Consider the following 10,975-nt stretch of genomic DNA (forward strand, 5'->3'; position numbering starts at 1 on the left):
GGGCTTCCACAAAATTCTGTGTAAAAGCAAGCAGGCGTGCACTACGCGACGTAGCCGGCTGGTTCGTGCCCCAAGGGCTTTACAGGGCGGCCCACAATGGTCACCCTGTTCGGTAAATCGGTCAAAGGCGTTCGGAGGGGCACCACATGGGGTGGGCTCCAAGAGACCGATGGGGGGCGCCCTCGCGGGGCGGCGAGCCGGAGACGGCCGAAGACCCGAGGTAGCCGAGGCGCGTCCAGGAGAAGCCATGGTGCACGACGAGACGACCTACATGGATGACGAGGGGATGGAGTACGTCGAGCTGGGTGGCCAGGACGAGGAGTCCGGCTACATCGTGCCAGTGCGAGTCACCACCGGTGGCCGTCTCTGGGGCGCTGACGAGGCCTACGGCGGTTACGACGCCGAGTAGCACCACGGCCCCCGCGTCGGGCATGACGCGGGGGCGCGAAGTCACACGGAAGGACGCAGCGCCCTGTCGAGCCGGTGCCTGGCACCCGTTCCGGGGATGGAATCCGCGGCTCCGTGTATCCTCCCGCACCGCGTGGAGTCCCCGAGCGAATCGAACACCCCTGGAGCGACGCCGGAAGGACGGCTCGTCACGGACATCCTCCTGTCCTGCCGGCGGCATGGCGCGTGGCCCTCGGTGGAAGCGCTCCGCCTCGAGCACGGGGAGGCGCGGGAGGCGCTCGACGCGCTCCTGGAAGCGGGCCTGCTGCGGGTGCACTCCGAACACTGCCGGCCCTCGCTCGGCGCGCTCCTGCGCTTCGGTCCCGAGGCGGAGCTCGCGGGCTTCGACCGGTTGCTGCCCGCGTTGAAGGAGGCCTGGCGGCGCAACCGCGCCAAGGCCTGGAGCGCCGAGGAGCTCGGGGTGCTGTCCGGCCTTCCGGCGGCCGAGGTGGCCCAGGTCCTGGAGCTGTTCGCCTCGGAGCTGGACATCGCGGACGCGCTCTTCGGAGACGACGTGGGCCTCGTCGGCGCCATCCAGCTCTCGCCCGCGGTGGGGGAGCTGGAGCCCTTCGCGGCCGTCCGCGCGCGGCTCGTCGCCCAGGGCCCGCTGGAGCCGCCCCTCCGCCTCACCGGGTTGCGGGTGGATGGATACCGGGCCCTGGAGGGCTTCGAGGCGCGGTTCGGTGCGCTCACCGTCCTCACCGGCGCACAGGGCTCGGGCAAGTCCTCGCTCCTCGACTGTCTGGCCCTGCTCTCCTTCGCCGCGGAGCACCCGCTCCCGTCCGGGTTGGAGCCTCGCGGCGCCGGCCAGCGGCTGTTCCACTCGGGGGCTCCCGAGCGCATTCACGTGACCTTGTGCGTCACGAGTGGCACCGGCAGGGCCCTGCGCTACACGGTGAGTTTTGGCGGGCCCCTGGTTGCGCCCCGCGTCATCTCGGAGCGGCTCGCCCCGGTGGAGCCTGACGCGAGTGGCCAGGAGCCGTTCGCGTTCCTCGACTTCAAGGGCGGCAAGGGAACGGTCCGCACCGTGATGTGGGAGCCGCCCCGGCCCCGGGTGCTCCCGGTGCCCCGCACGGTGCCTCCGGACGAGCTCGCGCTGCGCGGGGAGCTCGAGCCCGCCCTGGGCGTCGTGGCCAGCTTCCGGGAGTTCCTCTCCGGCTGGCGCTGCCATGCGGGCTTCGAGGTCGGAAGGGGCTCGGCGATGCGCCGGCCCGTGCCCTCGGAGCCGGAGCCCCTGCTGGCGGTGGATGGCTCCAACCTGAGCGCCGTGCTCTTCCACTTGATGGTGGAGCACCCCGAGCGCTGGCGCGAGCTCGAGGCACACCTGCGCTCGGCCATTCCCTCCTTCCAATCACTCTCGGTCAAACCCCGGGGCGGGCCGGGCACGGTCATCGGCGTCTGGCGCGAGGCGGGTGTGAGGGACGAGCTGACACTGGCGGACCTCTCGGACGGGACGCTCCGCTTCCTCTGTCTGGCGGCGCTGTGCCTGTCACCCCGGAAGCCGCCGCTCCTGGGCCTCGACGGTCCCGACGTGGGCCTCCACCCTCGCGTGCTGCCAGTGCTCGCGGGGCTGCTGCGGCGGGCCTCCACCGAGACCCAGGTGCTCGTCACCACCGGGTCTTCCGCGCTGCTCTCGGAATTCTCGCGTGACGAGATGGCCCTACTGGAAAAGGTGGATGGGCGCGTGGTGTTCGGTGGGGTGGACGGGGCTGTGCCTGCGCGGGCCATGTAGGCGATACTGAGGCGACGCGGCACCATCGGGGCGCTCGCGCGGAGGTTGAGGCAATGAAGTTGACGGCCTGGGCGGTCGAGCGCGACGGTGAGCGCGGTAGGGATGTTCATCTGCTCGTCACCGTGGAGGCCGAGTCGGACGCGCCCCGTGCGCCCGTGGCGATGAACCTCGTGCTGGACCGGAGCGCCTCGATGCGTGGCGCGCCACTGGGGGCCGCGGTGGAGGCCGCGCAACTGCTCGTCGAGCGCGCGGGGCCGAAGGACTACCTCGGGCTGCTCGCCTTCGACGGAGTCCCCGAGCAGCTCGTCCCCCTCAAGCTCATGGACGCCGAGGCGCGCGCGGAGCTCTCCGAGAGCCTTTCCGCGCTGGACGCGGGCGAGGGCACCGCGCTGCACGAGGCGGTGGAGTCCGGCGCCGCGGCGGTGCGCCGGCTGTTCATCCCCGGGGCGCGCCCGAAGATGCTGGTGCTCACGGATGGAGAGCCGTCGGTGGGCCGGCGCTCGCTGGCGGACTTCCGCGCGCTGGGCAGCAAGGTGGCCGAGTCCGGCATCACGCTGCACGCGATGGGACTGGGGCGGCACTACCTGCCGGAGATTCTCGAGGCGCTCACCACGCCGGCGGGCACGGGCTTCACGCACGTGGACGACGCCGAGGGCCTGCCGGTGGCCACCGCGGCGTTGGTGGCCGAGCTCTTCGGCGAGGTGGGCACCGAGGCGCGCCTGCACGTGCGGCCCATTGGCTTCACCGAGCTGCTCTGCCGCCACCGCTACCCGGCGCGCGCGGAGGGGGACGCGCTGAGCGTGGGGTTGGGAGCGCTCTCGAACGCGTTCCCTCGCCGGGCGCTCTTCACGGGGCAGCTGGAGCTGGCCGAGTGGTCGCTGCAGGTGACGACGTCCTGGACGGAGCGGGGCGACACGCGGCGCGTGACGGTGCCGGTGCAGCGCGTGCTGCCGGACAGCCCCGAGGGCCGCTTCGTGCGCGCGGTGGGCGCGGAGCTGGACCTGGTGGCGGCGGAGGCCTCGGCGTGGAAGGCGCTGCTGCGGCGCAACCCGACGGCGGCCGAGCATGCGCTGGCACATGCCGAGGAGTTCCTGCGCGAGCTGGTGCGGCTGTCGGTGGAGCAGGTGCCGGCGAAGCGCCACGTGGATCGGCTGGCGGACCTGCGGCTGGCGGTGGAGCGCCGGTCCGGGGACGTGTCGGCGCTCGGGGTGCGCCGGGCCCGGGCCGCGGACGCACACACCGGGTTGAGCATCGTCCAGCCCGCGCTCCCGGTCGTGCGCAAGGCGAGGAACTGAGCATCCGGCCGTCCTCCCAGAAGCTGTAACCGGCGGACCGCCTTCCGCGTACCTGTTGCACCACCGGGGTTTCCGCCCGGGAATGGCCGCCTGTCTGGAGGGTTGATGGGCGCCACTCCGGAGGCATGAGGCTGGCGGTCGGCGAGCCGGTGGGTTAACGGGAGGCGCATGACGCAGCATCGGGTACGACGTTCGAGCTGGGGTGGTCTTCTCTTCGCGGCGCTGGGGCTCGTCCTCGGCGCGGGCGTGGCACGGGCGGAGCTGCCGGCCACCGCGGTGTCGACGGGCGCTCCGGATCAGGGCAACCCTCGCGTGGAGGCGGCCCTCCTGACGGATGTCACCCAGGTGAAGCCGGGTGACTCCTTCCGCGTGGGTGTGCGCTTCCGCATGGACCCGGGCTGGCACATCTACTGGAAGAATCCAGGAGAGTCGGGGCTGGCCTCGGAGATCGTCTGGGACACGCCGGGCACCACCGTGGGCGAGCTGCAGTGGCCGCTGCCCATCACCTTCCGCAGCCCGGACGGCTTCATCACCTCCTATGGCTACGGGGAGGAGGTGCTCCTCTTCGCCGAGGCCCGCGTGTCCGAGCAGATGACGGGCTCGCTGCAGCTGTCGGCCGCGTCGGACATCCTGGTGTGCGAGCAGCGCTGCCTGCCCGCGCAGCTCATGCTCACCCGCAACGTGCCGGTGGGCCCCGAGACACTGAAGGACTCCGAGTTCGCCCCCGCCTTCGACGCGGCGCGCGCGAGCGTGCCGGTGACGCCCGAGAGCGCCGGCCACGTGGTGTCGCTCGCGCTCGACACGAAGCCGCTCACCGCCGGCCAGCCCTTCACGGGCACCTTCACCGTGACGGCGCCCCAGGGACAGCCGGCGCCCATGGTGGAGAAGGACTTCTTCATTCCCGAGCGCATCAAGGGCATCGCGCGCGTGGAGCTCTCGCCCGTGGCGGGCAAGCCCGGCACCTTCAAGGTGGAAGGCACGGCCGCCGCGGACGTGCCCGCGCAGGAGCCCCGGCTGGCGGGCGTGCTTCGGCTGGGCACGGCGGCCTCGGGCTACCGCGCGCTGACGCTGGACCTGGCGCTCGCGCCCGTGGTGGCCGCCCCGCCCGGGACCGTTGCGGCCGCGCCGGTGGTGAAGGCCCCGCCCGTGGTGGTGCCGCCTCCCTCGATGGGTACGGCCGTGGCGTCCGAGTCCTCGCTGTCGCTGGGGCTGGTGCTCCTCTTCGCCTTCCTCGGGGGCGCGCTGCTCAACCTCATGCCGTGCGTCTTCCCGGTGCTGGCCCTCAAGGCGTACGGCTTCACCCGCACGGTGCACGCCGAGCGCGGCAAGGTGGCGCTGCACGCGCTGGCGTACGCGGGGGGAATCATCGGCTCGCTGCTGGTGCTGGCGCTGGTGGTGCTGGCCCTGCGCGCCGGTGGGAGCAGCGTGGGCTGGGGCTTCCAGTTCCAGGAGCCGCTCTTCGTCGCGGCGGTGGCCGCGGTACTGGTGGCCTTCGCCCTCAACCTCTTCGGCGTCTTCACGGTGGGCACGGACGGCACCGCGCTGGTGGAGAAGGTGGACTCGAGCCATGGCCTGGCGCGCAGCGCGGGCGAGGGCGTGCTGGCGGTGGTGCTGGCCACGCCCTGCTCGGCGCCGCTGTTGGGCACCGCGGTGGGCTTCGCGCTCGCGGCGGGCCCGATCACGGTGCTGGCCACCTTCTTCATGCTGGGCCTCGGCCTGGCGCTGCCCTTCTGCCTGCTGGTGCTGGTGCCCGGGCTGACGAAGCTGCTGCCCAAGCCGGGCGCGTGGATGGAGCGCGGCAAGCAGCTGCTGGGCTTCGCGCTGCTGGGCACCACGGTGTGGCTGGTGTGGGTGATGGGCGGCCTCACGGGCGTGGACGGCATGGCGCGGCTGCTGGCCTTCCTCGCGGTGGTGGGTCTGGGCGCGTGGATGTACGGGCTGGCGCAGGGAGCCGAGGGCGGGCGCAAGGTGGCGGGCGTGGTGGCGGTGGTGGCCGTGGTGGCGGTGGGAGGACTCTTCTCCCTGCGCTTCGAGGAGACGGGTCCGGCCCTGCGCAAGGCGTCGGCGGTGGCCGAGGCGCAGCCGTGGGACGATGCGGCGGTGACGGCGGCGCTGAAGGCGGGCCAGCCCGTGTTCGTCGACTTCACGGCGGACTGGTGCCTCACGTGCAAGTTCAACGAGCGCACGGTGCTGACGCGCGAGGACGTGCGGACCGCGTTCGCGCAGCACAAGGTGGCCTTCTTCGTGGCGGACTGGACGCGGCGGGACGAGCGCATCAGCGCGAAGCTGGCCGAGTTCGGCCGGGCCGGCGTGCCCATGTACCTGGTGGTGAGCCCCGCGGCGCCCGACAAGCCCGAGGTGCTGCCCGAGCTGCTCACCCCCGACACCGTCATCGAGGCCGTGCGCCGCGCGGCGGAGCGCGTAGCGGACGCGACGTAGCGAGATTACTTCCGCTGTACCCTCACCCAGGAGAGCTGACCGGATGAAGACGTTCATCAGTGCAGTCGCCCTCGCCGTGATGATGCCCGTGGTGGCGTTCGCCGCCGAGACCGCCCAGGTGGGCAAGCCCGCCCCGGCCTTCACCCTCAAGGACGAGTCCGGCAAGGAGCACTCGCTCGCGCAGTACAAGGGGAAGATCGTGGTCCTGGAGTGGACGAACTCGGACTGCCCCTTCGTGCAGCGCCACTACACGGCGAACACCATGCAGAAGACGCTGGCGGGCTTCGACGCCAAGAAGGTGGTGTGGCTGGCGGTGGACTCCACGGCGAGCCACACGCCGGACAAGGTCGCGGCCTGGAAGAAGGAGAAGGGCTTCACCTACCCCGTGCTGCAGGATGCGAGCGGCACGGTGGGCAAGTCCTACGGCGCCAAGACGACGCCGCACATGTACGTCATCGATGAGCAGGGCGTGGTGCGCTACGCGGGCGCCATCGACGACGACCCGCGCGGCAACAAGAAGGAGGGCACCACCAACTACGTGAAGACGGCGGTGGATGCGCTCCTCTCCGGCAAGCCGGTGCCGACCTCCAGCAGCGAGCCGTACGGCTGCTCGGTGAAGTACAAGAGCTGAGTCCCCACCGTGGCTATGAGGCCCTCGCGTCCCGAGTCGGGCGCGGGGGCCTTCGTGTATCAGGGGCCTGGGGGCCGCCTCATGATCCTGCCCCGACAGTGGCCGTACAGTTGGCTGCCTGGGACAGGGAATTGGGGCGGCATTGGCATAAGGCCTCCCCCACCAGCCCCACCCCATCGCGAGTCCATCCTCAACTCAACCGCGCCTGGTCACGGCTCGGGGGCGGCGGGTTCGAATCCCGCCGATTCCAATAGAGGTTGCCCGCCGCCTCGAGTCGACCCCACTCCTAACAAGGAGGCGCGGTGCTGCTCGGGCTTGAGGCTACGAAATCAACCCCAGCAGGTGGAAGAACACCAACCCGGGGCCCACGTGTGGCTCATCGGGCAAGTCCGGATCCGGAAACAAGCGACGAGCTTCCTCCGCCACGTCTCCTTCATAGAGCTGTGTTGCCAGGGTCACCCAGTCCAAACCCGCGACGCTTGGCTTCAACTCAAGTGCTTTGCGCTGCGCCCACGCGAACAGTTCATCTTCCCGTGCATCATCACCTGACGACCACTTGATTCGCCAGAACTCGTGCCCGGAATCTGGCGCTGGGGAGCCGAGGTTCATGAGTTCAGCGGAAAGGTCGTTGAAGTCTCGGCGTTCCGCCCACGCTTTCGTACAGTAGAGAGCGACCTTGCATCCTACGCAGTCGTCCCATCTGGCGAAAGCCTCCTCTTCCTCGGGAGTCATCGGTGATCGAGGATCAGGGGGTTCATTCATGGTTCTTCCTTCACCATACGGTTCTGTTTGGCCCACTCATCGGCTGCTTTGTTGTACATATCCGCCGCCTCGCGTGGATATGTCTGCTCGTTGCAGGTGCGCCGAGCAAACAAGACGGCAACGCCTACAGCCGCCTCGCGTCGTTCCAAAGCGCGGGAAGATTCGGCCCCCGCCTCCATGATTTTTTTGTGTAGATTGAATGCTCGACGGATGGCGCAATACTCGAACAAGCGGGCAGCGACACATGCTCGAACGTCCGGATGAAGTCGGGCCATGGCTTCGTGAAGTCGCGCTCCCCAAAGAGCGTTGTTCATGGTTTCAGCGCAACGGCGCGTGGCCTCTGTGCTCTCATCCTTCGGTGAAGGAAGTCGGACACCCGCGATCATGGCGGGCATCTCGTCGTATTTTGGCCGCTTGACCGCTTCCACTTCATCCGCAGCCCAGAGACCCGGCCCTGGCGTTGAAGGAAGAATCCGCCGGTTCGGTGAACGCTCCACCGGTGCGTCCGGTGGTCGCCAAGGCTGTCCAGGCGCCGATGCGCCAGCGCCTGGCGGGGTGTATCCGGGATGGGGGAATTGGGGGACGGGAGCCGGCGCAGGAGAGGGAAGCCTGGCGGCCTGATGCAGGTGGGCGGACCCAATGCCGCCGGTGGCGCATCCGGTCAGGAGCAAGGCGAGAACCTGGTGTTTCAGGCCTGGGCGCATGGACACATTCCCGGGGCTTCCCGGTGTACACGAGCCCCGAGAACTCTCCCTGCACCAGATGACCCCTTCGCTCCAGGAGTCACGGGGTTGGTGAGAGGCCACCTACTCCCCAAGGGGGAACGAACCCGGCCCTTCCGCAGACGGGAGCCGCCCGAGGTGTACGCCCTGTCTCTTCATGCCACCCGGTGAATTCCTCTTGCGCCACCTTCCGGAGGAGCCCGCTTGGCGGATGCTGGAGAAGCCGCTCGCGTATGCCCAGTCCCGCTCTCCTCTCCGTCCCGCCACCCAGAAGCCTCGGACCGAGCACCCGGCGGGGGACAAGCAGGACCCGCCCCCAGGCTTCTTCCTCATTACCGCCAGGCTCCCACGAAACTTCTCCAAGCCCGCTCTGGGAGTTCCAGGCGGCGGGTTCGATTCCCGCCGCTTCCACTGTCTTACTCGGTAGTGACAGATGGTTCGAAGCTGGCTCCATCCATGTTGCACGTATGTCGCACGATGGAGCAGTCAGGGTGGAGGACGATGAGCAGCCGCACGAGGCACAGGGGTCCGCGAGCTCCCGTGATTGACAGGCATATCATGGCTCCCCTGTAATCTCCTGTTGTGCTCCCGGCGCGCGGGAGCCCTGGTCAGGAGGCTCCATATGCCGCGCTCGGGGGCGGTGCTGCTGTTCGTGTTGCTCTCCGGGTGCAGCGCCTCAACGAGGGTCGTCGTCCGCTTGGACACTGGCCAGGGCGAGCCCATTGTCCACACTCCGCGCCGCGATGTGGGGCCGGTGGCGGTGAGCGAAAAGGAGTTCAAGAAGGCCGTCGCGCAATATACCCCCGCTGTGCCTTCAGTCGAGTGGCCCCTGGAGCACGCCCGGCAGGTATTCGGACTTCCCGAGCGAAGCGGCTGGTACCGGTACGAGGGCGGGCGCCAGCGCCTCATGGCCTCGGAGCCGGGGAGCACCAGGAACCTGCGCCTGTTGCCCGAGGACGAGGAGATCGAGCGCCGCTACCTGCTGTGGTGTGAGCACACGTGGGGTGGCGGAGATTGCCTGCGCCTGCTGGTGGACAGGCCCTTCTTGGATGGGGATGCCAGGTACGCGCTGGCCATGGCGATTGCTCACAGCAAGGTACTGGGGGCCATGAAGGAGGAACTGGCCAGTCTGGTGAGTCCCCAGGGAGTGGTGGCCACAGTTGTGGGCGGCCTGACCATGTACGCCATCTTGCTCGCGCTGCCCGAGCCGGTGAGCAAGGGCATCGCCGCGCTGATGACGCTGGGGGCCATCGCCTACCTGGGCTGGGACACGGTGTGGCGGCTGATCGACGGGTGGCTGGTGCTGATGAAGGAAGTGGATCAAGCCACCACTTTCGATGCCATCTCCGCATCCGGAGAGAAGTTCGGGAATGTGATGGGGGAGAAGGCGGCCCGAGCGTTCGTCATGCTGGCGATGGTGGCGATGGGGAACACGGCTTCGGGGATGGCGGCGACGCTGCCGAAGTTGCCAGGAGCCGGGCAGGCGGCGGTGGTGGCCGAGACGCAGCTGGGCATCCGCTTCACGTCTCCGGCTCTGGCTCAGGTGGAGTCTGTCGCCCTCAGCGCCGAGGGCGTCACCTTCGCGCTGGCCCCCAACGCCTTGGCCATGGCAGCGCGGGGTAACGGAGGCAGCAATGCTGGCGCGCAGGTTCAGCCGCCCCGCTCCGGTGGCCCGGGTCAATGGGTCCAGACGGACGAGTACATGTCCGAGAGCGCCCGGAACTATCAAGCCCAGGTGACGGGGGCACCCAAGGGCTACGCCTATCGCGTCAAATTGGGTGACAAGGAAGTGGATTTCGATGGCTTCGACCAGGGGGTTCTCCTCGAGGCCAAGGGCCCCGGCTACACGCAGTGGATCAATAAGAAGCTGGAATTTTTCGGGAACTTCCAAGGGCGCGACCAGCTGCTTGATCAGGCGATGCGCCAGTTCAAAGCCGCCAATGGAACACCCATCCGGTGGATCGTCGCTGAAGAGAAACTCGCGGGTGCACTCAGACTGCTCTTCGAGAAAGAAGGTCTCCCGATTGAGGTCATCCATATTTCTCCGGCTCTACGAGGAGTAGCCGTTCAATGATAGAAACCTATTACGCGGGCTCCTACTGGCTCGCCCGGTCCGAATCGGTCGAGGTTTGCGCACGACGCGCAGAGCATTTCTTCCACCTCCTGTATCAATGCGATCCGGCGTGGAAACACTGGTATCAGCCGGATGACTCCTTCGAGGAGGCACGCAAACGCCAGTTCACGCCGAACGCCGCGAGATTCCAGGAGCTGTTCGCACAAGAGGAGCACCAGCGCGGTGATGGCTTCAGGTTCCGGCTGTGGACGGGCGACAGCCAGGAGGAAACCTCCTCCGCTGGAGCGGCGTGTGGTTCAGCTGAAACCCTACTTCCATCCAACTGCTTGCTCGAGCCCTTCGATGAAGGTCCTGTCGGGGAGCGGATCCTGACTGCTTCCGTGATGACCGAGGTGTTGCGTGCCATGGCCCTGGCCTGGGAGCCGGAATGGGGGACCGCTACGTCCAACGCGCACCGTCAGATGGCGGTGAAGGGATTCCCACACCCAGGCACCTTCGTGGGGTGGGTGATGTACTTCTCGCGGCTGCGAGGCACAGTGCCCCCGCTGCCTGCCCCCGTGCGCATCGAGCCTGTGGAGGACAAGGGCACCCTCGTCATCCTCACTCCCGAGCGGTTCACCGCCTCCAACCCGGAGCACGTCACGCTGGCCGCTCGCGTCCACGAGTTGCTGGACCGGGCCGGGTTGCTGCGGCCATTGCAGCCCTGGCCGGCAGGTTGACTGCATGGCCGTAGGTTGCTCCCTGGTACCTGAGCCATCCCCTCATATTGGACCGAAAACTTCCCGGAAAACGGGTTGTTCGGCCAGCAATTCAACGAATCGAGCCATCAAGGGCAGAAGCGTGTCTTCGGGCATCATGGGAATGGCCTGGTAG

The 10,975-nt window shown here is 68.6% G+C and carries 9 protein-coding genes and 1 tRNA gene; 8 read left to right on the forward strand and 2 right to left on the reverse strand.

Annotation, left to right across the window (positions count from 1 at the left end; all coding sequences use genetic code 11):
• The first annotated feature begins 247 nt into the window (after positions 1-247).
• The 6 genes from NR810_RS49335 (at position 248) to NR810_RS49360 (ending at position 6,794) form a co-directional block, all read left to right on the forward strand.
• The gene (locus NR810_RS49335; protein ID WP_204223040.1) at positions 248-409 is read left to right on the forward strand and encodes a hypothetical protein; all 162 of its coding nucleotides are present in this window, start codon (positions 248-250) and stop codon (positions 407-409) included.
• A 132-nt stretch (positions 410-541) separates the two neighbouring features.
• Entirely contained in the window at positions 542-2,179 is a 1,638-nt protein-coding gene (locus tag NR810_RS52730; protein WP_257463019.1) for an AAA family ATPase, read from the forward strand.
• Positions 2,180-2,232: 53 nt separating this feature from the next.
• Entirely contained in the window at positions 2,233-3,474 is a 1,242-nt protein-coding gene (locus NR810_RS49345) for a VWA domain-containing protein (RefSeq protein WP_257463027.1), read from the forward strand.
• 168 nt (positions 3,475-3,642) lie between these two features.
• Positions 3,643-5,913: a protein-disulfide reductase DsbD family protein gene (locus tag NR810_RS49350; protein WP_257463029.1), complete on the forward strand. Its 2,271-nt coding sequence runs from the start codon at positions 3,643-3,645 to the stop codon at positions 5,911-5,913.
• 43 nt (positions 5,914-5,956) lie between these two features.
• Entirely contained in the window at positions 5,957-6,544 is a 588-nt protein-coding gene (locus NR810_RS49355; protein ID WP_257463030.1) for a thioredoxin family protein, read from the forward strand.
• 127 nt (positions 6,545-6,671) lie between these two features.
• A tRNA-Arg gene (locus tag NR810_RS49360) sits at positions 6,672-6,794 on the forward strand.
• Positions 6,795-6,865: 71 nt separating this feature from the next.
• Here NR810_RS49360 and NR810_RS49365 read toward each other — a convergent pair.
• Positions 6,866-7,306, reverse strand: coding sequence for a hypothetical protein (locus tag NR810_RS49365; protein ID WP_257463031.1), 441 nt, complete (start codon positions 7,304-7,306; stop codon positions 6,866-6,868).
• Positions 7,303-7,734: a hypothetical protein gene (locus tag NR810_RS49370; protein WP_257463032.1), complete on the reverse strand. Its 432-nt coding sequence runs from the start codon at positions 7,732-7,734 to the stop codon at positions 7,303-7,305. Before NR810_RS49370 ends, NR810_RS49365 begins: the two co-directional genes overlap by 4 nt.
• A gap of 916 nt (positions 7,735-8,650) precedes the next feature.
• On the opposite strand from NR810_RS49370, the gene NR810_RS49375 reads away from it, so the two are divergent.
• Positions 8,651-10,102, forward strand: coding sequence for a restriction endonuclease fold toxin 5 domain-containing protein (locus NR810_RS49375; RefSeq protein WP_257463033.1), 1,452 nt, complete (start codon positions 8,651-8,653; stop codon positions 10,100-10,102).
• Positions 10,099-10,821, forward strand: a complete 723-nt coding sequence (locus NR810_RS49380; protein ID WP_257463034.1) for an immunity 52 family protein — start codon at positions 10,099-10,101, stop codon at positions 10,819-10,821. Before NR810_RS49375 ends, NR810_RS49380 begins: the two co-directional genes overlap by 4 nt.
• Positions 10,822-10,975 lie beyond the last annotated feature (154 nt).

Source organism: Archangium lipolyticum, assembly GCF_024623785.1.
In the GTDB taxonomy this organism is placed as follows: domain Bacteria; phylum Myxococcota; class Myxococcia; order Myxococcales; family Myxococcaceae; genus Archangium; species Archangium lipolyticum.

What these genes read in the sequence shown, in the direction of transcription:
- NR810_RS49350 (WP_257463029.1), top strand. Translation starts at nt 3,643, where the DNA reads ATGACGCAGCATCGGGTACGACGTTCGAGCTGGGGTGGTCTTCTCTTC.
- NR810_RS49335 (WP_204223040.1), top strand. Translation starts at nt 248, where the DNA reads ATGGTGCACGACGAGACGACCTACATGGATGACGAGGGGATGGAGTAC.
- NR810_RS49375 (WP_257463033.1), top strand. Translation starts at nt 8,651, where the DNA reads ATGCCGCGCTCGGGGGCGGTGCTGCTGTTCGTGTTGCTCTCCGGGTGC.
- NR810_RS49345 (WP_257463027.1), top strand. Translation starts at nt 2,233, where the DNA reads ATGAAGTTGACGGCCTGGGCGGTCGAGCGCGACGGTGAGCGCGGTAGG.
- NR810_RS49365 (WP_257463031.1), bottom strand. Translation starts at nt 7,306, where the DNA reads ATGAATGAACCCCCTGATCCTCGATCACCGATGACTCCCGAGGAAGAG.
- NR810_RS49355 (WP_257463030.1), top strand. Translation starts at nt 5,957, where the DNA reads ATGAAGACGTTCATCAGTGCAGTCGCCCTCGCCGTGATGATGCCCGTG.
- NR810_RS49380 (WP_257463034.1), top strand. Translation starts at nt 10,099, where the DNA reads ATGATAGAAACCTATTACGCGGGCTCCTACTGGCTCGCCCGGTCCGAA.